A 26,156-nucleotide genomic window follows, 5' to 3' on the forward strand; every position below is an offset into this window, starting at 1 on the left:
TATGGATCATGAGTAAAGGAATGAGAAAGAAGATTGCAGTGCTTTTGACAGCAGCCTTAGCGTCAGCCGGGCTTTCTGCCTGCGGCGGAAACGGGTCTGACAACAGCGGCGGGGGACAAGACACGGAAAGCAAGGCAGGGACAAGCAAAGAGGAGGCAAAAACCGATTCTGAAAAAGACGGGGGCGGAGAAGACATTACCATCCGCCTGCTCACAAGGATGTCCGGTGCTGACAGCGGAACCAAGCTGAAAGAGGAGGTCATCCAAGAGTTTCAGGAGAAATACCCGGATATTACCATTCAGGATGAGAGTACCAATGACAGCAACAGCTTTACAAACCAGTTCAAGACAGATATTGCATCCGGGAATGTGGCAGATATTATCCAGTGGCCCGGCATCAGTATCATGAAAGAATATGCAGACACAGGTGTTTTTCTGGACCTGACAGATTTGATCGCGGAGACACCGGATATCAAAGACAATGTGGATACCACGCTTCTCGATATGATGGAGCTGTCTTCCGTGGGAACTGAGGGAACGTATGCGCTGCCCATCAACAATCAGATGGAAGTCTTCTATTACAACAAAGAGCTGTTCCAAAAAGCAGGCATTGAGAAAACACCGGAAACCTGGGATGAATTCTATGAAGTCTGTGATAAACTTAAAGAATCGGGAGTCACACCATGGGTGGTGGGAGCTTCTAATGCATGGCGCGTTGTACATATCCAGACCGGACTGCTTTATAAAATGTGCGGAGTGGAAAAAGCGAAAGAACTGGGCGGAAAAAAAGCTAAATGGACAGATGAAGATGTGGTGGAGACCATTGCGTTTATTCAGGATCTGGCAGACAGGGGAATCTTTGGGGAAGACTACCTGGGACTTGATTATGAGACAGAAAAAGCTATGTTTGTAAACGGTCAGACAGCCATGTCATTTGACGGAAGCTGGAGGATCGCGGAACTTACAGATATGGAAGACAATGTGGGCGTATTCCGCATGCCGTATCTTACAGACAGAGAAGAGTTTAAGGACAATGACATTGCATATCCGTCGCAGCTGGAGCTGGGCGGACACCTGAAGGATGAGCCTGAGAAACTGAAATATGTGTGGGAGCTGGCAGGAATGTTTGCCGGCAAAGAGACCCAGCAGAGGTATGCGTATGACTGCGGCAATATTCCGGTCAGAAATGATGTGGAGCTGGAAGCAGACAAGATGAGCCCGCTCCTTTCAGATTTGCTGGAGATAAAGGAAAATGAAGTAAAGGTATGGGGCAGCGATGCGTGGGCATACGATACGGTGGCAGTATTGGAAGATATTGTGGGGGAAGCATTTATCGGTGCACTTACCGGAATGACGGCAGAGGATGCAGCAGAACAGATTCAGAGCCGGCTGGAAGCAGCCGGTACAGGCCAATAACCGGGAGAAGTTTTAGGCCGCTGCGGCCTGGCCTGACAGCGGCCTTTTCAAAAAAGGAGGCACAGCAATGGAGAGAATAAGAAGGAATAAAAGGGCAGTGTTATGTTTTCTGCTTCCCGGGTTCCTTTTGTATACTGTACTTTTAATGGTTCCCATCGGCGGTTCCCTGGTCATGTCTTTTTTTAAGTGGAACGGAATCAAAAATGTCCCCATGGTATTTGTGGGGTTCAGCAATTTTAAGGCTGTCATTACGGATGTCATGTTCTGGCATTCCATCAAGAATATTATGTGGTTCATGGTACTGACATTATGTACGCAGCTTCCCATTGGACTTTTGCTGGCGGTCATGCTCAGTGAGCGGTTCCGGGGATATCGTTTTTTCAAGTTTGCCTATTTTGTACCCCAGGTGTTGTCCACAACGGTCATCGGGCTTTTATGGTATTTTATACTGATGCCCACAGGGGTACTGAATACCATGCTCCAGGGAATCGGGCTTGGCGGTCTGGTGAAGAGCTGGCTGGTGGATAAAAATACAGCAATGACCACCATCATCCTGGTTAATGCCTGGTGCGGCATTGGTTTCCATATGACGGTCAGCTATGCGGCTATTTCGGGAATCCCGGATGATGTGGTGGAGGCCGCAAAACTGGATGGGGCAGTGGGGATAAAGAAGGTGTTCCATATCATCATCCCAATGATATGGGAGTCTATTATCTCAAGCATTGTGGTGATCGTGACTGCCGTGCTGAAAACCTTTGACCTGGTGTATGTTATGACAGAAGGAGGCCCCAACGGATTGACGGATGTACCAAGCACCCTGCTTTACAAAGAAGCTTTTCGCTATAATGACTTCGGGAAGGCATCGGTGATTGGCGTCTACATATTTATCCTGAGTATTATATTCACTGTCATTAGTCTCCGTATTACAAAACGGGAACGGCTGGAGTATTAGGAGGAGAAGAATGAACGATCATGCTAGAAAAATAACAAAAAAAATCATATTATACCTGGTCTCCCTTTTCTTTCTTTTTATTTTCATCTATCCGCTGTATTTTGTTATGATCTCATCGGTCAAGACAAATACGGAGATTTTTACTTCCCCGTTTCAATTTCCTGGGGAATTTCATTTTGAAAACTATAAAACAGCTATTGAAATCGGAAATATAGGGAGACAGTTTTTAAACAGTATGTTTCTGGCAATTGTGACACTGGCACTGACGGCGCTGGCTGCAAGCATGGTTTCTTTTGCAATCTCCCGTCTTCGTTTTAAGGGACAGGGGGCTGTGAGGGTTTATTTTGTCATGGGAATGATGGTGCCGATCCAGAGTATCATCGTGCCTTTGGCCTGGGCTATCAATAATTTTGACATCAGAGATAATTATCTGATCCTGATCCTGCTTTTTACTGCTTCCCATATGCCGCTGGCAACCTTTATCATAACAGGTTCCATGAACAGCCTTCCCACCTCCCTGGAGGAGGCCGCCATCATTGACGGATGCAGTATTTACAAAGTATTTACAAGGATCGTACTGCCCCTTGTGAAACCGGCCATCGCCACTGTGGGTATATTTGTATTTATGTATACATGGAATGACCTTCTGGTTTCCATGGTATTCATCGGCAAGGCGGAGCTGAGGACAATTTCCGTGGGGCTGCTGAATTTTGTAGGAGCCAGAAAAAGTGATTACGGCGCACTGATGGCAGCTATCTTCATAGCCATTCTGCCGCCTCTCACTATGTATCTGGTACTGCAGGAAAATGTGGTGAAAGGGCTCACAAGCGGAGCTAACAAATAAAAAGGAGAAGAAGTTTATGGGAATAGAAGTAAAAGATTGGAAGGAACTGACAGATTACCGGACTCCGGACTGGATGAAAAAAGCGAAATTCGGTATCTATACCCATTGGGGTGTTTACAGTGTGCCGGCATTTGGCCCAAATGTTTCCTGGTATCCGTATAAGATGTATCAGGAGGGAAGCGACCAGTTTGCCTATCACTGCAGAGAGTACGGACACCCTGCAAAAGTGGGGTACAAAGATTTGATTCCCATGTTCACCGGGGAGAAGTTTGACGCTATGGAGTGGGCAGAACTGTTTAAGAAGGCGGGCGCCCGGTTTGCAGGCCCGGTTGCGGAACATCATGACGGATTTAGTATGTGGAATAGCCATGTCAATGAGTGGAATGCCGCAGTTATGGGACCTAAGCAGGACGTGGTGGGAGCCCTTGAAAAAGCGGTACGGGCCCAGGGAATGCATTTTATGATAGCGTTTCACCATGCAGAGAACTGGAAGTTTTACCCTCACTGGGTGAAGGAATATGATACCTCGGACCCCCGGTATGCAGGCCTGTACGGGGAGGCACATAACATGGACTGGGGTTCTGAAAAAAGATATCTGCCGGAGCCCATCCGCTGGTCTGATACCATGGATGGAACCATTGACAGCCAGTGGATCGCCCAGGACCTGCCAAGCCCCGCCTTTCATGAGAAATGGTTTACAAAGTTGAAAGAGGTCATAGATGCATACAGGCCCGATTACATATGGTTTGATTTCGGGCTGGCCTTTATCAATGATCATTACCAGAGAAAATTTCTCACTTATTACAGGGAAATGGCTGAGAAAAACGGGCAGGAAACGGCGGTCTCCTATAAGTGGAACCATCTGCCTGTCGGAGCCGGATTGATCGACCTGGAACAAGGGAGATTCGCGGAAGCCACATATCATGACTGGATCACAGATACGACCGTGGACGCGGGGGAAGCCTGGGGATATATGCGGGACGCAAAGTACAAATCAGCCAAATCCCTGATCCACTATCTGCTTGACAATGTGAGCAAAAACGGCTATCTGCTCTTGAATGTGGGACCAAAACCGGATGGGACGATCCCGGAGGAAGCCAGAAAAGTTCTTCTGGAAATGGGAGAATGGCTGGCTGAAAACGGGGAGGCTGTCTATGATACCACACCGTGGCGCACAGCACAGGAGGGGCCGACAAAGATGACAGGTTCCGGTGCTTTTTGCGAGATGGATGAGGTGGAATATACACCAAAAGATATCCGTTATACCATGAAAGATGAATCAATCTATGCGTCTGCCCTTGGCAGGATAGGGAACCGGGTCACGCTGCACCAGATAATTCCCATGGTTTACAAAGAGGAGATCGAGAGTATCACCGTGCTGGGAGACGGAAAACCGCTTGCATGGGAGGCAAAAGGAAATACCCTTATCATAGACACTTCAAAGGCCGGGAAAAATGACATTGCCACTGTCCTGAAAATTAAGAGGAAAAACATATATGGGTGACGGGGGAGTGCATATGAAGAAAAAGTTTGAATATGAGCAGACCACAAAGATCATATTTGGAAACGGCAGTATTGCAGAACTCCCTGATCTGGCAGCATGTCTGGGTGATAAAATCCTTCTGGTCACCGGCAGAAAAGAATCTTCCAGACAACAATTATATGACGGCGTAATTAAAGGGCTGCAAAACAGGGGGCTTACCGTTTCCCACTTTGATAAAGTGGTGCAGAACCCTACTACGAAATGTGTGGAGGAAGGAACCGCAGTCGCTAAAAAAGAAGGCTGCCAGGCAGTGGTCGGTCTTGGAGGCGGTTCTGTCATGGATACGGCAAAAGCTATTGCAGTGACAGCCGCAAACGGAGGAAGGGCATGGGATTACCTGTTCTTTAAAAATCCCCAGCCAAAAGCAACACTGCCTGTGATCGCAGTGCCCACAACCGCAGGTACAGGCTCACAGGTCACACAGGTAGCAGTCATGACAGAGACAGAAACGTGTACCAAGAGTGCTATTTTTAATAATCTGATCTATCCCCGTATAGCTCTGCTTGACCCTGAACTGACGGTATCTATGCCTGCCCATATCACGGCTTCTACCGGATTTGATGCATTTTGCCACTGTTTTGAAAGCTATATTCATGTCAAAGCGTCACCATATACGGACATGATCGCGCTTGAGGGCATAAAGTATGCTGTACAATATCTGAGAAGGGCAGTCAAAAACGGAGAGGACATGGAAGCCAGGGAAGGAATGGCCTGGGCGGATACATGCGGAGGCCTTGCTATCGCCAATGCAGGTGTAACACTTCCTCACGGCGTGGGCATGATGATCAGCGGTCATTGTCCCCAGATCATGCATGGGGAATCCCTGGCCCTGACTTACCCTTCCTTTTTGCAGTTCACCTGCCCGGCGGCAGAGAAAAAATTTGCGGATGTGGGCCGCATCTTCCAGCCGTCCCTGAGAGACGCAGAGGATTCCAGGGCCGCATGGGAGTGCTGCAGGGAAATAGAAAATCTGATGAAAGATATCGGAATGTGGCTGAATTTCCGCCAATTTGATGTGACATATGATATACTTAGAAAAATAGCAGATAGGGGACATGAATTGCCTGACTATCAGGCAAACCCCAGAATTGCGGATATTGAAGAAATCTACAGAGAGCTGAAGGAGGGATATGACCGTGTCTGAAAAATCAGGGAGATATCTGGAAAAACTTTTTGGACTTGAAGGGAAGACAGCTGTTGTAACCGGAGGAAACCGGGGAATCGGCCAGGTAGTGGCCAGAGGGCTGGCGAATGCGGGAGCCGAGGTTGTCATTTTAAGCCGCTCCGGCGGAGCGGGAACAGTAGAAATGATTCAGAAGGATGGAAATAAAGCCTATGAGATCAAAGCTGACGTGACGGATGAAAAAAGTGTGGACCGGGCCGTTTTGGAAATTGAAAAGAGAAGCGGCGGCATCCACGTACTGTTCAACAATGCGGGAATCTGTATCCACAAGAGTACCTTTGAGGCCAGCATAGAGGAATTCAGGCGTGTGGTTGATGTAAACCTGACCGGTGAGTACATTATGGCACGGAGCGCTGCCCGCCTTATGGTGCAGAAAAACATACACGGAAGCATCATCAATATGGCGTCCATGTCAGGAACGATCGTGAATATCCCCCAGTGGCAGGCTTCCTACAACGCCTCCAAGGCAGGGGTGATACATCTGACAAAATCTCTGGCCTTGGAATGGATTCCATACGGAATCCGGGTAAACAGTTTAAGCCCGGGATACATTTCCACCCCCATGTCCGTAGACACGCCCCGTGAACTGAAGGACGCGTGGAGTGGCATGATGCCTTACGGCAGAATGGGTACCCCGGAGGAACTTATCGGGGCGGTATTGTACCTGGCCGGGGATTCCTCCTCCTATACGACCGGAACCGACCTGATCGTGGACGGTGCCTATATCTGCCAATAGTATTCCCGCAGGTTTTGTCGAACACATTTTCTTGCATTTTTTCCATGCCCTGTTATAATGTTTCTTAAAGAAAGTCGCATAGATGGAAGGGGTCAGTATATGAGTGAAACCAGCTATTCGGTTTCTGAGACGGCAAAACTATTGGACGTGCAGTCCCATGTCCTGCGCTTTTGGGAAGATGAACTGCACCTGCCGATAAACAGAAACGAAATGGGACACAGATACTACACCCGATATGATATCCAGGTACTCCTGGCTATTAAAGAACTGAAGAAAAAGGGACTTGCATTAAAAGAAATCGGCAGCCTGATTCCCTTTTTATATAAGGATGAGGAAAATAAGGAAAAAACAGCCGAACAGCCCCAGCAAAAACCAGCAGAACCAACCGAGCAGAAAAAGGAATTGCCCGCAGCCAGAAAAAACAGAAAAGCATCCCGGAAAAAGAACAGGGCAGTTCAGAACCATAATCCTGTGCAGGAGAAAAGCAAAGCAGCGGCAGGCAGAACACAGCAGCCGGCAGCACAGGCTTTCCTGGAACCGGACAACCAGGTTCCGGCTGAGTTTATGGAAATCTTGGACAGGCTGGTAAAAGAGAGGATGCGGACACTGCATTCAGGGGAAGAACGTTATAAAAAGCTGGATGAGAGGATCAGGATCTGTCAGAAGTCGCGCAGGGAAGTGGCAGCAGCCATGGAACAGGAGCGGCAGAAGAATAAAAAATTATTTAAGAAAAAGAGATAATAAAAAAACACAAACCTGCAGTGAAACAGGTTTGTGTTTTTTGTTATTAAGCCTCTACGATTGCTTCTGTAGGACATGCTTCTGCGCAAGTTCCGCAGTCAACACATTTGTCAGCGTCGATAACGTATTTGTCATCGCCCTGGGAGATAGCTTCAGATGGGCATTCTCCTTCGCAAGTTCCACAGCTTACGCATTCGTCTGTAATTACATATGCCATACTTAAAATCCTCCTTTTATAATTTCTGAACCATACCTTATCTTACCCCGCGCCAGCGCGGCAGAAAATTCGGAACATCCGTTGGTATAAGATTCAGGTCTTACGCATATTCTAATATATTTGGTATTAGAATACAAGTCTTTATTTCTAAACAATACGTGAATTATTACAGAAAAAGAAAACCGGAGAAAAACAGTTGAATATAGGAGAAAAAGAGTTTATAATAGTACACAGTACGAAAAAAGGAGGAAACTATCATGACAATTTCCAAAGATATGACAATCGGCGAATTACTCCGTGTGGATGAAAATATTGTTCCGATTCTGATGAGAGCCGGTATGCACTGCATCGGCTGTCCTTCCGCTCAGGGCGAAAGCCTGGAAGAAGCTGCTATGGTTCATGGAATTGATGCAGATGTATTAGCTGCTCAGATCAACGATTTCCTGGCAGATAAATAATGAAATGATAGAAACCACGCTCCGCGAGTTTTTATTATCATGAATGAAAAGCCCCGGCGGTTCCTTCCATAAGGAAACCGCCGGGGCCTTTTTACCAGCATCCGGTCATAGGGCTGCTAATTTCTGTAGTGCTTTATCTGCAATGATGCGTTCGCTGTGCTCCTGCAGATAGGCCTCGCCTGCCTGTGAGAAAGCACTGCCGCTTCCATACTCGGAGAGCATGTTGCAGACCTTATTGAAATCGGATGGGGAGTTATCCGACTGGTGAACAACCAGTTCATATTCCCCTGATGCACTGTCCTTGTATAAGGAGTTAGCACCCTGGAAGAAGTTGTTCAGTCCGCGGGCTGCGCGAATCACGCCGTCCAGGTCCTGAAAACGGTACTGCCGTATGAGGCGGACCGGAACTTCCGGTGTCTCGGTGGGTGCAGGGGTTTTCACTCCTTTTTTCTTGGCTGCATTTTTTGCTTTGGCCTCGTAAATTTTCTGGAATACGTCGATGATATCATCGGCCCCTTCAAACTCTAAAGGCGGCTGTGTATTGTCTCCTGCAGGTCCGCCGAATGGCGTAAACTTGGAAAAACGTGTGTCCAGTTCCTCCGGGTCTTCCACCTTGGTAATGATCAGGATAATGCTTTCCGAAGAAACCGGAATCGCCTCGATCATGAGCGGTATATTATCGGCCTCAAAGCCGAATTCATAGTTAGCCTGCTGCATCATATCACGGAACAGGTCTTTGGCCTTATCCGTACCATAAGCCAGTTCACTTAAACGAATCTGACGGTCTTCCAAATCAGCCTTTGTGAGCGTGCAACGTATCTGGTTGTCATTGATTTTTTCTATCTTCATTTTATCACATCCTGTCTATCTGTCAGTTCTGCCGCTTGGCAAAACAAAGATGCTGGTATCTCACTTATATTATATACTATGAAACGCCGGTATGTAAAGCGCTTCATACTTTTTTCATATATGTGGAAAAAATTAAAAATATGATAAAAATGCGAAATAATTACATAAAATACCTTGCTAAGACAAATTCATCTATGATATAATGATTTCTACAGAGAAAGAAGGTGCGCTGTAAAATATTTTACAGAAGGGAGTGATGATATCCCGCAGGCCTTCATCAAGGACAATTTTCTAAGTTTTCATTTCAGGCGGCATCTGACCGCAGGCAGAGAGTACATTCTGTACGATTTGCATGATCCCATGTGACAGAACACACAGACTATGGATATTTTTTTATTATGGGGATTACAGTGCCTTTCTTTATCTGTAATATTGGAACCGCGTTTCAAGAAGAAAGGAGAGGGCAGAGGTATAATATATCACGAACTCCTGTCCACAGCAAACATGAAGAAAGACAAGGAAACTTCAGCACTCCGATGTGAGCTGGAAACTTACCGGCGCCAGGGAATCCCCCTTATGCTGAACGGAAGTCTCAGCACACCGGAAGAGATTGAACAGGCATGTAGTATTGCAGAGGAAGGTGTCTATATGCGGGACTATGTGCAGAATGAGAGAGGGGAGGTTGAAAGACTGCAGTTTGATTTCGTAAAAAACGAGTAAGCCATACCATGAACCTGTGATATTTGCGTTCCCAGTATGTATAACAGGGGGCCGGAACAGAGAAATCCCCGGGTTTTTGAGGGGATTTCTCCAGTCCGGCTGTAAAGTTTTTCCGTATTTCCTACTATTAAAAAAATATAAATTGTCGAAGAAAGTAATGACGAACGGAAAAAGTATGTTATAATGGTTGAGAAATGCGAGAAAAAATAAGGAGTTAAATTATGAGTCAAAAAAAGAGAAGGCGGAGGCGGAGAAGGAACAGCAATGCCCTTATGGTGCTGGTAGTTGTCCTTCTTATTGTAGTGGTTGCAGCCGTGGGAGTGCTGACTGCCGCCATTAAGAGACATACACCTTCCGATACAAGAATGGATCTGAACACATACTATGGATTGGAGAAAGAGGATGATGTAGCCTTGGTGCTCCAGAATACAGTAAGTGAAACGAAGGGTAAATGGATGGACGGACGTGTCTATCTGGATTATGACACCGTGTCAAATGTGCTGGGAGGGCGTTTCTACTGGGAAGCGGACAGCAGCCAGATGCTCTACACCACACCGAATGAGATTTTGGTTATAGCACCGGAAAGTACAGCTTATACTGTGAACGGTGAAAATAAAGACGAAGGCTATAAGATCATCCGTCAGACAGGGGATAAGATTTATCTGGCGCTTGATTTTATTCAAAAATATATGAAGATCACCAGTACGGTGACGGAGAGCCCGAACAAAGCGGTGATCCGTTATGAGTGGGGCAGCGAAAAAGTTGTAAAGGCAAAAGAGGATACCGTGCTCCGCTACCGGGGCGGCATTAAGAGCGATATCCTGACCGATGTGGCAAAGGGAACGGAACTGACACTCATAGAAGAGCTGGATAATTGGTCCCAGGTAGCAACTGCGGACGGTTTCAATGGCTATGTGGCAAAAGAGGACCTGGAGGCACCTACGGAGAAAGAAGTGGCGTATGAGGGCAGTTATCAGGAGGATTTCACAAGCCTGACAAGAGACCATAAAATCAATCTTGCCTGGCATCAGGTCACATCCGAGGATGCCAACGCCGGACTTGCCCAGACATTAGAGAACATTACAGGCATTAATGTGATCTCACCGACTTGGTTTTCTGTGACAGGGGCAGAAGGAACCATTTCCTCCCTTGCCAGTGCCGATTATGTAAATCTGGCCCATGAAAAGGGGCTGGAAGTCTGGGGACTGATTGATAATTTCAACAAAGATGTAAGCACTCTGGACACGCTGTCAAACCGCACATCCAGAGAACATCTTATTCAGAAACTCATAGAAGAGGCGAAAAGAGTAGGGCTGGACGGTATTAATGTGGATTTTGAGACGCTGACACAGGAGGAGGCCCCTCATTTTATCCAGTTCATCCGTGAATTGTCCATATCCTGCCGGAAAAATAACTTAGTGTTGTCCATAGACAATCCGGTTCCACAGTTCACATCCTTTTATAATAGGAAGGAACAGGGAATTGTGGCAGATTATGTCATTATTATGGGATACGATGAGCACACAGACGGAACTGAGAGTGCAGGTTCTGTTGCCTCCCTGCCTTTTGTGGAGGAGGGTATCCAACAGACCTTAAAGGAAGTGCCGAAGAATAAAGTCATCAACGGAGTTCCCTTCTATACAAGACTTTGGTTTACCGACAAGGCAGGCACTGTGACCAGTGAGATCATGGGCATGGACCAGGCAAGCAAAATAGTCACGGAGATGGGAATGGAAATGTATTGGAACACAGAGGTTTCACAGAACTATGCGGAACTTTCTACAGACAATGGTTTATATCAGATGTGGCTGGAGGATGAGCAGTCACTGGACGCCAAGATGCAGTTGATACAGAAGTATGAGCTGGGAGGCGTGGCAGAATGGAAACTGGGATTTGAGAGGGCTGATGTATGGAATACGATCAGTCAGTACCTGCAGTAGAAGCTGGAAACAGCAGGATGTGATTTAGAAAGGAACAGGTGGAGTAATGGGAGAACACGAAATGTTTAAAACCACGATCATGGGGGGATTTGATAAGGAGGATGTGCTGGAACAGGTGCAGCGAATGAAGGATGATGCTGCTTCTGAACAGTTAAGACTGAAAAAGCTGGTGTCAGAAAAGGATGCCAAGATCGCAGAGCTTATGAAGCGCATTGAGTTGAAGGATGCACATCAGGAGCGTCTGGAGATGGAGATCCATGAGAAATACCAGAAATACATTGATAATTATGAGAGCATCGGAAAGCTGGTCTTTGATGCGCAGTTAAAGTCAGATGCCATGATCAAAGAAGCTGAGGAGAAATGCAGCATCATGATCTCCGGGGCGGAGGCAGAGGCAAAGCAGCGTGTGGAGGCAGTGCAGTCTGAGATTGATGATAAACTGCGGGAAGGCAAGAAAAAGTACATAGCGGTTCAGGATGAGATGAATGAGATCGTACAATTGATCAATCAGGCACAGAAGCGTTTCATGGCCTCCTACAAAGAGGTACATCAGATCATCAGTACCATGCCCACTTCACTCAATGACATTGAGGAGGAGCCGGAAGTGGAGCTTCCGCAGCCGGCAGAGGAGGCAGAAGAACTTCATCTGGGGGATACCCAGGAGCTGGATCTTTTGGATGCCTTGGATGATATTGCGGAGCTTGAAGAATTTGAGGAGGACGAAGACCGGGATTCCAAACTTGCCATGCAGATATCAAAGCTATTAAGCGAGGAAGACGAGGCTCTCCTTGAGGAAGAATTGGAAAACGAAAAATAAACACCTATTGCCCCGGGAGGACAAATCCCGGGGGTTTTTTGAATTTAGTTGAAACTTAAAATAAGTTTTTGATTATCTTTTCATAAATTCTTATATGTCCGTAAAGCCTTATTCTACAGGCTTTACGGGCATTTTTACTATCGGTAGATACTTCACGTTTCTTTTCATAAATTCTTATGTTTTGCCTTTGGAAAGTGGTAAATAAGTGGTAAATTCGTTACGCTATCAGACTTACCATTTCAGCCTTTACACCGTCCAGTGACGCATGGGCGTACAGGTTCAGCGTAATATTGATGTTGGAATGACCCATGATATACTGCAAGCTCTTAGGGTTCATGTTCTTATTCGCTAAACGGGTACAGAACGTGTGGCGCAGGATATGTGGCGTGATGTTCGGCAATGCGTCCTCATGGTTCTTGTTATACTTCTTGACAAGATTTCCAAATGTAGAGGTATAATAAGCTCCTGTCATGGGATAGCCTTTCTGATTGAGGAATACAAAATCTTTGTAACCGTCAATCACTATCGACTGTATGTTCTTACGCTCTGCCACCACCTTTTGAAGCGTCTGGCAGGTTTCCTCGCTCATAGGAACTTGTCGTACTCCGCTTTTGGTCTTTGGCGTTTCAATGTAATAGCCGACTTCCTTATTTCGTAGTAGCTGGTGGTCTACATTGATAAGTCTGTTCTCAAAATCTAAGTCACTGACTGTCAATCCGCACATTTCCGAAGCACGAAGCCCCGTTTTCAAAAGCAGAACAATCACATCATAATACTTGCGGTATGTCCTATCATTTTCCACAAAGGATAACAGATTTTCTTCCTGTTCCTCTGTCAATGCAATTCGTGGCTTTCTATCGTCCTCAATTACCGTATTCAGTGCATAGTTGAATGGGTTCTTTCTCACACAGTCATCCTCTATGGCAGTGTAGAATGACGCTTTCAGCGAACGCTTGTAATTGTTGATGGTTTGATAGGCGTAGCCGTTTTCTTTCATTCTGACAGCCCATTCTTTAGCGTCTGACGGTTTTATGCTGTCAATGCTCCTTGCTCCCAGCTTGTCCGCTTTCAGTATCTCCATGAGCTGTTCACGCTGTTTCTGTGTGCTTTTCTTCACGTTGCCCCTCTGGGCGTTCTGTTTGGCGTAAAGCTGGCACAGCGTCATTTTCTTGCCCACAGCGTCTATGCCGTCCTCTAGGTCTTTGCGTATCTCTGCTTCTTTTTCCCGTAGCGATACACAGTCACGTTTCCCTTTCGGTACGCTGTCCGTAGTGGTCAGTTTCCATGAATATACTGATTGCGGTTCTCCAAAGGTATCTATATATTTGTATAAGTATCTGCCGTCTGTTCTCTGGCTCTCTCCGGTCTTTAAAATGCGACCTCTGTTATCTCTTCTTTTTTCTGACATGCTGTCATGCTCCTTTCCGAATTGGAAAGAGCCTTGATACGACTAACACTATGATAGCATATGCAAAGCTCATTTTCATTAGATAGCGTCCAATTTATCTATGATTTTTTCAAATTGCTTCCGCTTAATCTGAATGCGGTTGCCGTTACGAATGAGCCAGTTTGCATGTTTGTTTTCTTCTGCCAGTTTCCGCAGTTTATTTTCTCCAATGCGAAAATAATGTGACGCTTCTTCTATGGTCAGCGTGTAACGCTCCCATACTGGAATATGCATATTGCCTTTTTCTATAAGAACCACCTAACCTTTCTTTGTATCGTATTGCACATAGGGTATCAGTTCTTCCCTGTGTATCTTGCATAAATGACCTGTCAGCTTGTTGCCGAGCTTAGGACTGTATCTGACGTGTTTCAACATATCCTCAATCCGTTCCAAATCTCCCAATGCCTGATGGACTTCTAGGAAATGAAATGCCTTGACCGCTGACAGTACGCCACCCTCTTTAAGCCAGTGCTGGGTTTCCAGAAGCGTGTTGCATGGTGTTTCTGCACGGAGTTTCAAAGGTTCTACTGCCCCTAAGAAGCGTTCCCAGAAACGGCAGGTTTTCCACCTGCTTTTATTGCTCTCGTTTTTATTGGGAACGAGAAAGCGGAGATTCTCAGCCAGCAGGTCAAATGCCAGCTTTCCCAAGTCAAAAGGATTATCCTTGAACAGCATTGCGAATATATACGCCTTTTCATCACGCAACTGCATTTCTGTCCGTTTCCAGCTCCCAATATCATCTAGGGTCTTGTCATGCTTCATGCTGACCTCTTTGTCCTTGTCATAAAACCGATAGGACATGGCAGACTTGCCAGCACCAATATAGACCGTCTTAGCAGTGCTGTATTCTTGATACTTGCTCTCATTGAATCGGTGGGTGTTGCTGTTGGCGATATATTCTTCCCGTTCACATTTTCGCTTTAACTGCTTGATTGTGAAATATGGCACTTCGTTTCTATCGTCTATGGCAATGTCAAGTCTTGTGAAATGGAACTTGTCGCAGAACCAACGTTCACACCGTTTGAATAAATCTCCGAAGCTCTGACCGTGCATATCCAATATGCGGAAGATTTCATCACATCCCATGCCCTTAAGCACAAGATAAGAGCCAAGCCCCATAGGGTTATCCTCATTTTTCTTTGGATTGCCGAATACCTTAATGCTCCCAATGGCATAGGCACTCTGATAAGTCTTGTGTTGTACCTTTGCCGACTGTATGTCGAAAATATCGACAGGCAGTTCCAAGACACGCCGTATGACTTCCTCTGCCGTTGCGGTATCAAACACAATGCTGATGTAGTCAATCTTGATGGTTAAAAATTCGTGTTTTGCTATAATTCATTTCTCCTTTCTCTGCACCATTTTTGTGCGTCGCAAAATCCTTGATAAACGCTGATTTTAAGCCTGTTTTCTATTATCAGTTCTGTATACGCAGGGCGGTGTTACTAATGCGCCCTGCTGGAACGCCTAAAGGCGTTCCTTTCCTAAAGCAACTGTCTGTCCAGAACACGTCTGGGGGACGTGTCCCGTCCAGCCAGTCACTTTAGGAAACCATGTTTTCCAATTCCAAAAGTCTAACATTAACGCTTTCAGAATGAAAATAATTCTTTTTAATGCTTATGTAAGCAGATAATTAACGTTGTTATGCTTAATCAATCAACTACTCATATAATAACCCCATTGAACTTATTTGTCAATAATATTTCTTGACATTTTCAAAATAATTAAGTATGATAGGCTTAAACAAGTGAGAAAGTGAGGAATAACAACATGAAATATCAGCTTTTAGGAGAGAATATACAAAGGGTACGGAAGTTTCGTGGCATGAACCAGCAGGAACTGGCTGACGCAATCGGTATCAATATGCAGAGCCTTTCCAAGATTGAAAGAGGTGTCAATTTTCCCACCTTTGACACATTGGAGAAGATTACTTCTGTTTTAGGCGTGACACCTAATGAACTGCTGTCTGGGGAATGGAAGAACACTTCTCATATGGAACAGGAGATTTTGAAATTTCTGGAATGTGAGGAACGGTTGAATGTGGAGCTTGCACACGGACAGCATGACAATGATTTTGACAGTGAAGAAGAATGGAAAGAATACGAGTTAAAGAAGCTCCGTGAATATATCATGGACTATATCGGTTCAGAGGACAGGCAGGCGTCTGACCTTTACCCTATCAAGAAACTGATACAACGTCATAAATTCCAGAATATGCTGGATAAGTATGATGATTTATACAGCCTTGACTTGTTCGGAGAAACTATTGAGGGGCATAGAAATATCAATCCTTATGAATGGAATCCCATTGAGGGTAAAATCATACTGAACAGGCATATGGACGAGGACAGGGAAAGTCTATCCAGTGTTCCAGCCATAGAAGGTTTTGAAGATTTAAAAGGCATAGAATAGCTCTTATCCTCTCACGGAAGATACAGTAAAGTAAAAAGCCCAGTCAAGAATGCTTCGCACCACCTTTGGTGGCAGGTTCTTGACAGGGCTTTTTATTTCCTGTGTTGGGTAATCAAGAGGATAAAGAGAAAACATGTTCATGTCTGAACGTACTCTCATTGATCCATTGCTGAAATGATAAGATTTACTACGTCTTTGAAACCTTGCATATATGCTTTTTCGCCATATCCAGAGCTTCTTGCATTGCAGGCAGATAAAGCTCTGTCTACGGTTTTCCACTGGTTATGGGTTAGACCAATTTTATCTATATGCATAATTGCTTTATGAATTTCTTCGTCTTTTTTCTGGTAGCTTTTATCTTTCCTTATAGATTCCTCTAAAGCCGTATCCAGTCTATGCATACAAAAGGATTCCAATACAGAGCTGGCTTCATGGTCTGTATCAAATGGCTGTTTTCTCTTTTCCAAAATAGCAGAAATGTCCTTGTCTGCATGGTGTTCATACTTTTCGGTCAATTCTTTGTATAGTTGAAAGCCCACCAGCATTCCTGCTTCAAAATAAATATCGTCATGAACACAGGCAAACTCTGATATAATATCAAAAAGTTTGTTATCTTCTCTGTCAGCGTCCGAAAACATGCTTTCAATATCATCAAATAAAGTTTCGTAGGATTCATCAATCGCACTGTCATAACTTTCTACCATAGTATCATTTTCTCCTGTGGCATATATCAGATAAGACAGGATATTGCTGAATTTACTTCTTTTCAACACATCGCTAATTTCATGCATAAATTCTCTCCTTTCTTAATGGTACACCGTTAGTTTACATCTTTTTGTATTTGTTGTCAATGGTGTACCGTTAATATTGCTTTTGAAAATGATATATACTTGAGTTAACCGTACACGAGTAAAGGAGATTTCGTATGACGTATTCAGAAGCCATTATAAAAAGATTGACAGAATTATGTGAGGAAAGAAAAATCACAATCAATAAACTTGCTACTTTGTCTGGTATCACGCAATCCACAGTAGAAAATTTGATGAAAGGTAAGACGAAGAATCCAAAACTGAAAACACTTCACAAACTTGCGATAGGTTTGGATATGACTGTTTCTGAATTACTGGATTTTCCAGAAATGAACGAATCAGCATTTGATGATGAATGAAAGGTATTATTTTGTTGCCAGTTATATTCAATAACTGTATAATAGACCTATAAATTAGAATTTGTAATAGATATAATTTATATTAGGTTTGGGAGGGTAGCTATGAATTATTTAGATTTTATTCTTGAAAATGGTGAAGCTTGGTTGCAATATGCTGTAAAATTGAATGTTTTAGGCGAAAGTAAAGATAGTTTGAAAGAGCTAAGAGAGCAAGCATTGTCCGACCCGAAAATCAAGACATATCTTTCCGACGTTTCAGATTTTCATAATTGCCTTGTGACCAATCATAAAAATCCCGATTTATCTATGCACAAATTATTGTTTTTACTTGAGCTTGGCTTTGATATTGACATTCCGGAGATACAATCCGGCGTGGATAAAATTTTAGAACACGTTGATGAATATGGTGTTTATCAATCGTCGACAAATATTCCAAAACACTACGGCGGTATTGGCGAGGACACCTTTGGTTGGTGCCTGTGTGATGCCCCATTGTTGCTACTTTTACTGCTTAAGGCAAACGTTGACTATGAAAAACATATCAATCGTGGTGTAGAGTACCTTTTAAGTTTTTATAAAGAGGGCGGATTTCCTTGCACCGTTTCTAAGGAGCATGGAAAGTTTAGAGGTCCGGGGCGCAAGGACGATTGTTGCCCTTATGCAACACTGATAATGCTAAAGCTACTTTCCAATATAGAAAAGTACAAGGAAAGCGAGATTGCACAAAAAATTGCACAGAACTTGCTTTCTCTGTGGGAGGACAGCTTGGACAAGCACCCATATATGTTCTATATGGGAACTGACTTTAGAAAACTGAAAGCCCCTGCAATGTGGTACGATATTGTGGGTGTTGTTGATGTTTTAAGCCATTTGGATTGTATTAAAGATGACGAGCGTTTTACTCAAATGGTTATGATTATAAAATCCAAACAAGATGAGAATGGTTTGTTTACACCCGAAGCTACATATCAAAAGTTTAAGAGTTGGGATTTCGGGCAAAAGAAACAGCCATCACCGTATCTGACCTATCTCTGCAACCAAATTTTACTGCGGATAGGATTATGAGTATTACCCTCATTGCGTCAAATTCCAGTTTGTCGAGCAGTTAGTCTTATAAGATTGACTGCTTTTATTTATAATGAAAGGACACCAGCAAGGTGTCCAAAATTATGTGCCGTATCAAAGCTCTTTGGTTAGTGGTAAATCAGTAGTAAATTAACCCTTTTTTTCCTCATGAATTGCTAATAAGTGTAGTGTTTATGCGTTAATCTGTTCCTATATTTTAAATTTAATTTAAATATATGATAAAATAGACTTGTATCTCTTCCTGCTGCAGTTTAGAATAATAAAATAGCAGAGGAATAAAGGGTGTAACTGCAAAAACACGGAACAGTTACAAAAGGGTCTTATTTAGGAGAGGTCATTATGGAACACAGGGAGTTGTGGCAGCTGACAGCAACAGATTCATTGACAGGGGTATCCAGCCGCAGAGAAGGCAAAGACAGGCTGGAATTGATCGTAAAGAGAGCAAAAAAAGAGAATAAGATGCTGACCGTGGCAATGTTTGATGTAAACAGCCTGAATTGGATCAATAACCGTTATGGAGACAAAGAAGGTGACAAGGTACTTCAATTTGTTACGTCTGCGTCCAGGCGTTGTCTGCGCCCGGAAGATGTGATATTCCGTCTGAGCAGTGATGAGTTCATTGTGGCATTTTATGGGGAAGAGCGTACCCATGCGGAAACCCGTATACATAAAATTTTGGAAATTCTGGAAACAGAGCATGAGACGTACGGACTGGAATGCAGGCCTTCGTTTTCCTACGGAGCGGTGGAAATTTACCCTGAGGACTGTTTTACCGTTTCCGATATTATAGCCAAAGCGGATGAGCTGATGTATATGCAGAAACGGAATTATCATATTATGCGCGCGAAGAATAAATTAAAGCACTCAGATCCGGAATCTGCATCTAAGGATGACTTCCAGTACAATCAGGCACGTCTGTATGACGCGCTGATAGAGAGCACAGATGATTATATATTCATAGGCAATATGAAAACCGGCGTTTTCAGATATCCCCCGGCTATGGTGGCGGAGTTTGGCCTGCCCGGTGAAGTGGTGGAGAATGCTGCGGCCTGCTGGAGCGGTTTGATTCACCCGCATGATGAAACACATTTCCTGGAGAGTAACCAGGAGATCGCTGACGGACGTGCAGAGGAGCACAACATTGAGTACAGGGCAAGAAATACAGAGGGGGAATGGATCTGGCTTAGATGCAGGGGAAAGCTGATCCGGGATAAGTATGGAAATCCCGACATGTTTGCAGGCATCATCACCAATCTGGGTAAAGAAAAGCAGATTGACCATATGACCGGATTGTACAACCGGTTTGAATTTGAGGGCAGCATCAAAAAATATCTTATGGACGGCAGTCAGATCACAAGGATTGGCGTTATGATTCTGGATATGGATGCTTTTAAAAATGTGAATGACTTATATGACCGGATGTTCGGGGATGAGATCCTGCGGATAACCGCCGCCAGTATAAGCGCCATACTCTCTGACAATGCCAGGGTCTACCGTCTTGACGGGGATGAATTTGGGATCATCATTACCAATGGCTCCGAGACAGATGTCCAGGATATCTTTGCAAAGATTCAGGGAAAATATACACGTCAGCAGGAATACAACGGAAAGAAATATTACTGCACCATATCGGGAGGCTACGCGGCCTGCCCGGATAACGCGGAGAATTATCTGGAACTTTTAAAGTGCGCAAATTATGCGCTTGAGCGCTCAAAGGCGCTTGGCAAGAACCGGATGACCATTTACTCTCCGGAGATACCCCAGGAAAAAGAAAAAAAACTGGAGATGGTGCAGATGCTCAGGGAGAGCATAGAAAGAGGATTTGCCGGGTTTTCCGTCTGCTACCAGCCCCAGGTGGATGCAAAGACCGGGAAGCTATACGGCGCGGAGGCGCTGGCCCGCTGGCACTGCAGCAAATATGGGGATGTGTCGCCGGGTGAGTTCATACCTCTTTTGGAGCAGAACGGTCTGATCGTACCTATGGGCATGTGGATTCTGCGCAAAGCTGCCGCCCAGTGCAAAAAGTGGTGTGAACAGAAACCCGATTTCAATATGAGCGTAAACCTGTCCTATCAGCAGTTTTTGGAAGGGGATCTGACGTCCTTCGTTAAGGAGATCCTGAAAGAGATGGACCTTGCCCCCTTCAACCTCACTCTGGAACTGACAGAATCCTACTTTGTAAAAGAGGATGCCATTGTCAGGGAAACGCTGGAAAGTTTCCGGGCGATGGGTGTGCAGGTGGCAATGGATGACTTTGGCGTGGGATATTCCTCTCTGTTTATGCTGAAGCATATCCCTGCGGATATTGTGAAGATAGACAGGGGATTTGTCAAGGGGATCACCACGGATCTGTTCAATGCCACATTTATCCGTTCTATCACGGAGCTGTGCAATGATGTGGGAAAACAAGTCTGCCTGGAAGGTGTGGAGACAAAAGAGGAATACGGCAGTGTGAGCAACATGGGCCTGAGGCTTATACAGGGCTTCTATTTCGGGCGCCCCGTTCCTGCGGATAAATTCTATGAAAAATTAAAAGATTAGGAAAGTCCCCCAAAGCATATACTTTAACGAATAGGCTTTGAGGGATTTTTTTGTGATGAAGAAAAGACGTGTTGTGGAACTGGGAATGGCAGTTCTTTTGCTCGCCTCTGCATTTCTGCTCTCCAGGGAAGGAGCGCGGCTGGTGAGTAAAGAGGCAGAGGGAAAGAAAGGGGTCATTGTAGTGGATGCCGGACATGGGGGTATGGATCCCGGAGTGGTTGGCATAAAAAAACTGGAGGAAAAGGGAATCAACCTGAAAATATCAAAAAAACTCCAGAAGCTTCTGGAGAAGGAAGGGTATCAGGTGATCATGACCAGGTCTGAGGACAGCGGCCTTTACGATGCGGACAGCAGGAACAAGAAGGTGCAGGATATGCAGAAACGCTGTGAGCTTATCAAAGAAAAGCAGCCCCTTCTCACGGTGAGTATTCACCAGAACAGTTATCCTGACGAAGCAGTCTGCGGCCCCCAGGTGTTTTATTTTACCCACTCGACAGAGGGCGGGAAGCTGGCAAAGTGCATTCAGGATGCCATGAATACCCAGTTAGATGTGAGCAGACCCAGAGTTGAGAAGGCCAACTCCACCTATTATCTGCTGAAGCGCAGTGAGGGAATCTTAAATATTGTGGAATGTGGATTTCTGAGCAATACCAGAGAGGCGGGGCTTCTGGAAACAGAGGAATATCAGGATAAGGTGGCAGAAGCAGTCAGGGACGGCATTCTTACATACCTGGGAGACGGACCGGCATAAGTTACGGAAAAAAATTGTGGAAAAACCATAGAGACAATGGTATTATGGTTATGTATGTAAAGAACTACAGGAAGAAGAGAGAAAACGTGAAGACCATAATATTGGCAGTAGACAGGGAACACCCTGATGAATCTGCAATAAGGCAGGCGGGAGAAATCCTGAAAAACGGCGGTCTGGTGGCGTTTCCCACAGAGACCGTATACGGACTGGGCGGAGACGGGCTGAATGCAAGATCCTCTGAGAAAATATATACGGCAAAAGGCAGGCCTTCTGACAATCCGCTGATCATCCATATTGCGGACATGGAGAGTCTTGACCGGATCGTCAGCCACGTTCCGGAAAAAGCAAGGAAGATGGCTGAAAAATTCTGGCCGGGTCCGCTTACCATGATTTTTAAAAAAAGTGATGCAGTGCCTTATGAGACCACGGGCGGGCTGGACAGCGTAGCGGTGCGGATGCCGTCCCACCCTGTGGCGCTGTCGCTGATCCGGTTAGGCGGAGGCTATATTGCGGCACCAAGTGCCAACACTTCCGGGCGTCCGAGTCCCACTAAGGCAGCCCATGTGGAGGAGGATTTGACCGGGAGGGTTGATATGATCCTGGACGGCGGAGATGTGGGAATCGGCCTGGAGTCCACAATTGTGGATTTCACAGAGGAGATACCGGTCATTCTGCGTCCCGGTTATATCAGCCAGGAGATGGTGGAGGCGGTGATTGGGCCGGTGCGGATGGACAGGGGGCTTTTGATCACAGATGAAAAGGTCAAGCCTAAGGCACCGGGGATGAAATACCGCCATTACGCACCAAAAGCCGGTTTGACCATTGTGGAGGGCAGTACGGAGCAGGTCATAAAGACCATCAATGAAAGAAGCCGTATTTTGCAGGCACAGGGAAAACAGGTGGGTGTCATCGGTACAGACGAGACCGTGGGTGCTTATGAAGCCCAGGTTATCAAAAGCATCGGTACGCGGCAGGACGAGGAGACCATAGCGAGACACCTGTTTGGTCTTTTGAGGGAATTTGATGAGGAGCAGGTGGATTATATTTTTTCAGAGTCATTTGATACCCCCAGGATGGGACAGGCTATTATGAACCGTCTGCTGAAGGCAGCAGGGCATCATCTGATACATGTTTAACAAGAAAAACACAGGAGGAAATTTATATGTTAGCATTAGGCTGTGACCATGGTGGATTTGAGCTGAAACAGGAGATCATCGGATATCTGGAGGAGCACAAGATCCCTTATAAGGATTTCGGATGTGACAGCAACAAGTCTGTGGATTATCCCGTTTATGCAAGAAAAGTTGGGAAAGCGATCCAGAGCGGAGAGTGCGATAAAGGGATCTTGATCTGCGGCACAGGTATTGGCATTTCCATAGCAGCCAACAAGATGAAAGGGATCCGGGCGGCCCTCTGCACAGACTGCTTCTGCGCTGAGGCAACCAGACAGCACAACAACGCAAATGTACTGGCTCTGGGAGGCCGTGTAGTCGGTCCGGGATTAGCCGTAAAGATCGTGGATACCTTTTTGAATACAGAGTTTTCCGGTGAGGAGAGACATCAGAGAAGAATTGATCTCATAGAAGAATAGCAGGAAGAATTCCTGCATGTAACGGTGAAGGGATCAAATTGTTACGATCAGAAGACAAAGGAGAAAACAGATGGGTAAAATAATGGTAATGGAGCATCCGCTCATTCAGCACAAAATCGGTATTATCCGCCGCACAGAGACAAGTTCAAAAGAGTTTCGTGAGCTGGTGGGTGAGATTGCCATGTTCATGGCATATGAAGCAACAAGAGGACTGAAATTAAGAGACATCGAAATTGATACGCCGATCACAAAGACAACCGTGAAGGAACTGGCAGGAAAAAAACTGGCCGTAGTTCCTATTCTCCGCGCCGGACTGGGCATGGTGGAGGGAATGCTCACCATGATCCCCGCTGCCAAGGTAGGACATATCGGCCTGTATCGTGACCCGGAGACACTCAAGCCGGTGGAGTATTACTGCAAACTTCCGGCTGACTGTGAAGAGCGTGAAGTCTTTGTTACGGACCCCATGCTGGCCACCGGCGGTTCCGCGGAGGCGGCGATCACCATGCTGAAGGAAAAGGGTGTAAAGAATATTCATTTTATGTGTGTTATAGCAGCGCCGGAAGGTGTGAAAGCATTAAGTGAGGCACACCCGGATGTGGATATCTACATCGGTGCCCTGGATGAACATTTAAATGACCACGGCTATATCGTGCCAGGACTGGGCGATGCGGGAGACCGTATCTTCGGAACAAAATAACAGGTGATTTCCGGGAGGATTTACAAAATGGCTGGAAAAAGAAATGACTATATATCCTGGGACGAGTATTTCATGGGTGTTGCAAAGCTCTCCGGAATGCGCTCCAAAGACCCCAATTCCCAGGTGGGGGCCTGTATTGTCAGTCCGGACAACAAGATTTTGTCCATGGGCTATAACGGTTTCCCAAAAGGATGCTCAGACGATGTGTTTCCCTGGGCCAGGGAGGGGGATGAGCTGGATACAAAATATCTCTATGTAACCCACAGCGAGCTGAACGCCATCTTAAATTACAGGGGCGGTTCTCTGGAAGGGGCCAAGCTCTATGTATCCCTGTTTCCCTGCAACGAATGTGCCAAGGCCATTATCCAGTCGGGGATCAAGACCATTGTCTATGACAGCGATAAATATGCGGATACCCCGTCTGTCCAGGCTTCCAAACGGATGCTTGACGCTGCAGGAGTCCGTTATTATAAATATAACCACACAGGCAGGAACATCAGTTTCGATGTATGACGTTTTCCATACACAGGGCTGTATTTGACAGTCCAATACAAAGCGTTTTACCTGTATAAAAATAAACAGTAGAAGGAGACAAAACATTACTATGGCTAAAGACAAGAAAATGGTAGAGGCCATTACTTCCATGGAGGAAGATTTTGCGCAGTGGTATACCGATGTTGTAAAAAAAGCAGAGCTGGTTGACTATACCAGCGTGAAAGGCTGTATGGTGATCAAACCTGCAGGTTATGCAATCTGGGAAAATATCCAGCACGAGCTGGACGGACGTTTCAAGGAGACAGGTGTGGAGAATGTTTATCTTCCCATGTTCATTCCGGAGAGTCTGCTTCAGAAAGAGAAAGACCATGTGGAGGGATTTGCACCGGAAGTGGCCTGGGTAACACACGGCGGTCTGGAACCGCTTCAGGAAAGACTCTGCGTGCGTCCCACTTCCGAGACTCTTTTCTGCGATCTGTATGCAAGAGACATCCAGTCCCACAGGGATCTGCCCAAAGTATATAACCAGTGGTGCTCCGTGGTCCGCTGGGAGAAGACGACCCGTCCGTTCCTGCGCTCCAGGGAGTTCTTATGGCAGGAGGGCCACACAGCCCATGCCACAGCGGAGGAAGCTGAGGAGAGAACCGTGCAGATGCTGAACCTGTACGCTGATTTCTGTGAGGAAGTTCTGGCTATTCCGGTCATAAAAGGCCGCAAAACAGACAAAGAAAAGTTTGCCGGTGCGGAGGCAACCTATACGATCGAATCCCTCATGCATGACGGAAAAGCCCTGCAGTCAGGAACCAGCCACAATTTTGGGGACGGATTTGCAAGAGCATTTGACATTCAGTATACAGACAAAGACAACACTTTAAAATATGTGCACCAGACTTCCTGGGGCATGACCACACGTATGATCGGCGCTATCATCATGGTGCACGGCGACAACAGCGGTCTTGTACTTCCGCCCAGGATCGCGCCGGTACAGGCAGTGGTCATTCCCATCCAGCAGAGAAAAGAAGGCGTATTAGAAAAAGCGTTTGAACTTTCCGACGCACTGAAGGCTGCCGGAATCCGGGTGAAAGTGGATGAGACAGACAAGAGCCCGGGATTCAAATTCGCGGAGCAGGAAATGCGCGGTATTCCCATCCGTATCGAGTGTGGTCCTAAGGATATTGAGGCCAACCAGGCAGTCATTGTCCGCAGAGACACCAGAGAGAAGACAGTGGTATCCCTTGATGCTCTGGCAGAAAAGGCAGCAGAGATTCTGGAAAACATGCAGAGTGATATGCTTACACGTGCCAGAACACACCGTGATGCACACACATATGTGGCAACTGATTATGAAGAATTCAAACAGACTGTCAATGAAAAGCCGGGATTTGTAAAAGCCATGTGGTGCGGCTGCCAGGAATGTGAGGACAAGATCAAAGAGGACGTCCAGGCAACATCCCGCTGCATTCCTTTTGAGCAGGAAACCTTATCAGACAAATGCGTCTGCTGCGGCAGACCGGCGAAGAAGATGGTCTACTGGGGGCGTGCGTACTAGA

At 45.7% G+C, this 26,156-nt stretch carries 27 protein-coding genes; 21 read left to right on the forward strand and 6 right to left on the reverse strand.

The window, feature by feature from the left end; translation table 11 throughout:
• Window positions 1–8: 8 nt before the first annotated feature.
• The 7 genes from C6P39_RS16540 to C6P39_RS16570 all read left to right on the forward strand — a co-directional run bounded on the left by C6P39_RS16540 (window position 9) and on the right by C6P39_RS16570 (window position 7,414).
• A complete protein-coding gene (locus tag C6P39_RS16540; RefSeq protein ID WP_104804523.1) occupies window positions 9–1,415 on the forward strand; it encodes an extracellular solute-binding protein in 1,407 nt (468 codons plus the stop codon).
• Window positions 1,416–1,482: 67 nt separating this feature from the next.
• Window positions 1,483–2,367 (forward strand): carbohydrate ABC transporter permease, encoded by an 885-nt coding sequence (locus C6P39_RS16545; protein WP_104804524.1) that lies wholly within the window; start codon window positions 1,483–1,485, stop codon window positions 2,365–2,367.
• Between the two features lie 10 nt (window positions 2,368–2,377).
• Window positions 2,378–3,211 carry a carbohydrate ABC transporter permease gene (locus C6P39_RS16550; protein ID WP_104804525.1) on the forward strand — a complete coding sequence of 278 codons (834 nt, stop codon included), beginning with the start codon at window positions 2,378–2,380 and terminating at the stop codon, window positions 3,209–3,211.
• A 16-nt stretch (window positions 3,212–3,227) separates the two neighbouring features.
• Window positions 3,228–4,715, forward strand: a complete 1,488-nt coding sequence (locus C6P39_RS16555; RefSeq protein ID WP_104804526.1) for an alpha-L-fucosidase — start codon at window positions 3,228–3,230, stop codon at window positions 4,713–4,715.
• A gap of 13 nt (window positions 4,716–4,728) precedes the next feature.
• The gene (locus C6P39_RS16560) at window positions 4,729–5,898 is read left to right on the forward strand and encodes an iron-containing alcohol dehydrogenase (protein ID WP_104805962.1); all 1,170 of its coding nucleotides are present in this window, start codon (window positions 4,729–4,731) and stop codon (window positions 5,896–5,898) included.
• A complete protein-coding gene (locus tag C6P39_RS16565) occupies window positions 5,891–6,673 on the forward strand; it encodes an SDR family oxidoreductase (protein WP_242987064.1) in 783 nt (260 codons plus the stop codon). Before C6P39_RS16560 ends, C6P39_RS16565 begins: the two co-directional genes overlap by 8 nt.
• A gap of 99 nt (window positions 6,674–6,772) precedes the next feature.
• Complete coding sequence (locus C6P39_RS16570; protein WP_104804528.1) at window positions 6,773–7,414, forward strand: helix-turn-helix domain-containing protein; 642 nt, start codon at window positions 6,773–6,775, stop codon at window positions 7,412–7,414.
• Between the two features lie 46 nt (window positions 7,415–7,460).
• Here the strand turns inward: C6P39_RS16570 and C6P39_RS16575 are convergent, their stop codons facing one another.
• Window positions 7,461–7,631: a DUF362 domain-containing protein gene (locus C6P39_RS16575; RefSeq protein ID WP_018593743.1), complete on the reverse strand. Its 171-nt coding sequence runs from the start codon at window positions 7,629–7,631 to the stop codon at window positions 7,461–7,463.
• A 257-nt stretch (window positions 7,632–7,888) separates the two neighbouring features.
• On the opposite strand from C6P39_RS16575, the gene C6P39_RS16580 reads away from it, so the two are divergent.
• A complete protein-coding gene (locus C6P39_RS16580; RefSeq protein WP_018593741.1) occupies window positions 7,889–8,089 on the forward strand; it encodes a DUF1858 domain-containing protein in 201 nt (66 codons plus the stop codon).
• A 105-nt stretch (window positions 8,090–8,194) separates the two neighbouring features.
• Here C6P39_RS16580 and C6P39_RS16585 read toward each other — a convergent pair whose 3' ends face one another.
• Window positions 8,195–8,938 (reverse strand): adaptor protein MecA, encoded by a 744-nt coding sequence (locus C6P39_RS16585; RefSeq protein ID WP_095171463.1) that lies wholly within the window; start codon window positions 8,936–8,938, stop codon window positions 8,195–8,197.
• A 504-nt stretch (window positions 8,939–9,442) separates the two neighbouring features.
• Here C6P39_RS16585 and C6P39_RS16590 point away from each other — a divergent pair.
• From C6P39_RS16590 to C6P39_RS16600, 3 genes are all read left to right on the forward strand, one after another.
• A complete protein-coding gene (locus tag C6P39_RS16590) occupies window positions 9,443–9,658 on the forward strand; it encodes a hypothetical protein (protein WP_104805963.1) in 216 nt (71 codons plus the stop codon).
• A gap of 221 nt (window positions 9,659–9,879) precedes the next feature.
• The gene (locus C6P39_RS16595; protein WP_104804529.1) at window positions 9,880–11,598 is read left to right on the forward strand and encodes a glycosyl hydrolase family 18 protein; all 1,719 of its coding nucleotides are present in this window, start codon (window positions 9,880–9,882) and stop codon (window positions 11,596–11,598) included.
• A 46-nt stretch (window positions 11,599–11,644) separates the two neighbouring features.
• On the forward strand, window positions 11,645–12,415 hold the full coding sequence (locus tag C6P39_RS16600) for a hypothetical protein (protein WP_104804530.1): 771 nt from the start codon (window positions 11,645–11,647) through the stop codon (window positions 12,413–12,415).
• A gap of 217 nt (window positions 12,416–12,632) precedes the next feature.
• Here C6P39_RS16600 and C6P39_RS16605 read toward each other — a convergent pair whose 3' ends face one another.
• From C6P39_RS16605 to C6P39_RS16615, 3 genes are all read right to left on the reverse strand, one after another.
• Window positions 12,633–13,823, reverse strand: a complete 1,191-nt coding sequence (locus tag C6P39_RS16605; protein WP_104804531.1) for a site-specific integrase — start codon at window positions 13,821–13,823, stop codon at window positions 12,633–12,635.
• Between the two features lie 78 nt (window positions 13,824–13,901).
• On the reverse strand, window positions 13,902–14,096 hold the full coding sequence (locus tag C6P39_RS16610) for an excisionase (RefSeq protein WP_104805964.1): 195 nt from the start codon (window positions 14,094–14,096) through the stop codon (window positions 13,902–13,904).
• A gap of 24 nt (window positions 14,097–14,120) precedes the next feature.
• A complete protein-coding gene (locus C6P39_RS16615; protein WP_330407147.1) occupies window positions 14,121–15,167 on the reverse strand; it encodes a replication initiation factor domain-containing protein in 1,047 nt (348 codons plus the stop codon).
• 465 nt (window positions 15,168–15,632) lie between these two features.
• On the opposite strand from C6P39_RS16615, the gene C6P39_RS16620 reads away from it, so the two are divergent.
• Window positions 15,633–16,274, forward strand: coding sequence for a helix-turn-helix domain-containing protein (locus C6P39_RS16620; protein WP_104804532.1), 642 nt, complete (start codon window positions 15,633–15,635; stop codon window positions 16,272–16,274).
• Window positions 16,275–16,429: 155 nt separating this feature from the next.
• Here C6P39_RS16620 and C6P39_RS16625 read toward each other — a convergent pair whose 3' ends face one another.
• Window positions 16,430–17,065 (reverse strand): hypothetical protein, encoded by a 636-nt coding sequence (locus tag C6P39_RS16625; protein ID WP_104804533.1) that lies wholly within the window; start codon window positions 17,063–17,065, stop codon window positions 16,430–16,432.
• 134 nt (window positions 17,066–17,199) lie between these two features.
• Here C6P39_RS16625 and C6P39_RS16630 point away from each other — a divergent pair, with 134 nt between their 5' ends.
• The 9 genes from C6P39_RS16630 to proS all read left to right on the forward strand — a co-directional run bounded on the left by C6P39_RS16630 (window position 17,200) and on the right by proS (window position 26,155).
• Complete coding sequence (locus C6P39_RS16630; protein ID WP_104804534.1) at window positions 17,200–17,442, forward strand: helix-turn-helix domain-containing protein; 243 nt, start codon at window positions 17,200–17,202, stop codon at window positions 17,440–17,442.
• Between the two features lie 102 nt (window positions 17,443–17,544).
• Window positions 17,545–18,507: a hypothetical protein gene (locus C6P39_RS16635; protein ID WP_104804535.1), complete on the forward strand. Its 963-nt coding sequence runs from the start codon at window positions 17,545–17,547 to the stop codon at window positions 18,505–18,507.
• 360 nt (window positions 18,508–18,867) lie between these two features.
• Entirely contained in the window at window positions 18,868–21,069 is a 2,202-nt protein-coding gene (locus C6P39_RS16640; RefSeq protein ID WP_104804536.1) for a bifunctional diguanylate cyclase/phosphodiesterase, read from the forward strand.
• A gap of 55 nt (window positions 21,070–21,124) precedes the next feature.
• On the forward strand, window positions 21,125–21,820 hold the full coding sequence (locus C6P39_RS16645; protein ID WP_104805966.1) for an N-acetylmuramoyl-L-alanine amidase: 696 nt from the start codon (window positions 21,125–21,127) through the stop codon (window positions 21,818–21,820).
• A gap of 86 nt (window positions 21,821–21,906) precedes the next feature.
• Window positions 21,907–22,956, forward strand: a complete 1,050-nt coding sequence (locus C6P39_RS16650; RefSeq protein ID WP_104805967.1) for an L-threonylcarbamoyladenylate synthase — start codon at window positions 21,907–21,909, stop codon at window positions 22,954–22,956.
• Window positions 22,957–22,982: 26 nt separating this feature from the next.
• Entirely contained in the window at window positions 22,983–23,411 is a 429-nt protein-coding gene (gene rpiB / locus C6P39_RS16655; protein WP_033140989.1) for a ribose 5-phosphate isomerase B, read from the forward strand.
• 70 nt (window positions 23,412–23,481) lie between these two features.
• Window positions 23,482–24,111: a uracil phosphoribosyltransferase gene (gene upp, locus C6P39_RS16660; protein ID WP_095171454.1), complete on the forward strand. Its 630-nt coding sequence runs from the start codon at window positions 23,482–23,484 to the stop codon at window positions 24,109–24,111.
• Between the two features lie 27 nt (window positions 24,112–24,138).
• Window positions 24,139–24,624, forward strand: coding sequence for a deoxycytidylate deaminase (locus C6P39_RS16665; protein ID WP_095171452.1), 486 nt, complete (start codon window positions 24,139–24,141; stop codon window positions 24,622–24,624).
• Between the two features lie 91 nt (window positions 24,625–24,715).
• Window positions 24,716–26,155, forward strand: coding sequence for a proline--tRNA ligase (gene proS / locus C6P39_RS16670; RefSeq protein ID WP_104804537.1), 1,440 nt, complete (start codon window positions 24,716–24,718; stop codon window positions 26,153–26,155).
• Window position 26,156 lies beyond the last annotated feature (1 nt).

The organism is Blautia marasmi, from assembly GCF_900258535.1.
GTDB classification, from domain to species: Bacteria; Bacillota; Clostridia; order Lachnospirales; family Lachnospiraceae; genus Blautia; species Blautia hominis.

What these genes read in the sequence shown, in the direction of transcription:
- C6P39_RS16540 (WP_104804523.1), top strand. Translation starts at nt 9, where the DNA reads ATGAGTAAAGGAATGAGAAAGAAGATTGCAGTGCTTTTGACAGCAGCC.
- C6P39_RS16545 (WP_104804524.1), top strand. Translation starts at nt 1,483, where the DNA reads ATGGAGAGAATAAGAAGGAATAAAAGGGCAGTGTTATGTTTTCTGCTT.
- C6P39_RS16550 (WP_104804525.1), top strand. Translation starts at nt 2,378, where the DNA reads ATGAACGATCATGCTAGAAAAATAACAAAAAAAATCATATTATACCTG.
- C6P39_RS16555 (WP_104804526.1), top strand. Translation starts at nt 3,228, where the DNA reads ATGGGAATAGAAGTAAAAGATTGGAAGGAACTGACAGATTACCGGACT.
- C6P39_RS16560 (WP_104805962.1), top strand. Translation starts at nt 4,729, where the DNA reads ATGAAGAAAAAGTTTGAATATGAGCAGACCACAAAGATCATATTTGGA.
- C6P39_RS16570 (WP_104804528.1), top strand. Translation starts at nt 6,773, where the DNA reads ATGAGTGAAACCAGCTATTCGGTTTCTGAGACGGCAAAACTATTGGAC.
- C6P39_RS16575 (WP_018593743.1), bottom strand. Translation starts at nt 7,631, where the DNA reads ATGGCATATGTAATTACAGACGAATGCGTAAGCTGTGGAACTTGCGAA.
- C6P39_RS16580 (WP_018593741.1), top strand. Translation starts at nt 7,889, where the DNA reads ATGACAATTTCCAAAGATATGACAATCGGCGAATTACTCCGTGTGGAT.
- C6P39_RS16585 (WP_095171463.1), bottom strand. Translation starts at nt 8,938, where the DNA reads ATGAAGATAGAAAAAATCAATGACAACCAGATACGTTGCACGCTCACA.
- C6P39_RS16590 (WP_104805963.1), top strand. Translation starts at nt 9,443, where the DNA reads ATGAAGAAAGACAAGGAAACTTCAGCACTCCGATGTGAGCTGGAAACT.
- C6P39_RS16595 (WP_104804529.1), top strand. Translation starts at nt 9,880, where the DNA reads ATGAGTCAAAAAAAGAGAAGGCGGAGGCGGAGAAGGAACAGCAATGCC.
- C6P39_RS16600 (WP_104804530.1), top strand. Translation starts at nt 11,645, where the DNA reads ATGGGAGAACACGAAATGTTTAAAACCACGATCATGGGGGGATTTGAT.
- C6P39_RS16605 (WP_104804531.1), bottom strand. Translation starts at nt 13,823, where the DNA reads ATGTCAGAAAAAAGAAGAGATAACAGAGGTCGCATTTTAAAGACCGGA.
- C6P39_RS16610 (WP_104805964.1), bottom strand. Translation starts at nt 14,096, where the DNA reads ATGCATATTCCAGTATGGGAGCGTTACACGCTGACCATAGAAGAAGCG.
- C6P39_RS16620 (WP_104804532.1), top strand. Translation starts at nt 15,633, where the DNA reads ATGAAATATCAGCTTTTAGGAGAGAATATACAAAGGGTACGGAAGTTT.
- C6P39_RS16625 (WP_104804533.1), bottom strand. Translation starts at nt 17,065, where the DNA reads ATGCATGAAATTAGCGATGTGTTGAAAAGAAGTAAATTCAGCAATATC.
- C6P39_RS16630 (WP_104804534.1), top strand. Translation starts at nt 17,200, where the DNA reads ATGACGTATTCAGAAGCCATTATAAAAAGATTGACAGAATTATGTGAG.
- C6P39_RS16635 (WP_104804535.1), top strand. Translation starts at nt 17,545, where the DNA reads ATGAATTATTTAGATTTTATTCTTGAAAATGGTGAAGCTTGGTTGCAA.
- C6P39_RS16640 (WP_104804536.1), top strand. Translation starts at nt 18,868, where the DNA reads ATGGAACACAGGGAGTTGTGGCAGCTGACAGCAACAGATTCATTGACA.
- C6P39_RS16645 (WP_104805966.1), top strand. Translation starts at nt 21,125, where the DNA reads ATGAAGAAAAGACGTGTTGTGGAACTGGGAATGGCAGTTCTTTTGCTC.
- rpiB (WP_033140989.1), top strand. Translation starts at nt 22,983, where the DNA reads ATGTTAGCATTAGGCTGTGACCATGGTGGATTTGAGCTGAAACAGGAG.
- upp (WP_095171454.1), top strand. Translation starts at nt 23,482, where the DNA reads ATGGGTAAAATAATGGTAATGGAGCATCCGCTCATTCAGCACAAAATC.
- C6P39_RS16665 (WP_095171452.1), top strand. Translation starts at nt 24,139, where the DNA reads ATGGCTGGAAAAAGAAATGACTATATATCCTGGGACGAGTATTTCATG.
- proS (WP_104804537.1), top strand. Translation starts at nt 24,716, where the DNA reads ATGGCTAAAGACAAGAAAATGGTAGAGGCCATTACTTCCATGGAGGAA.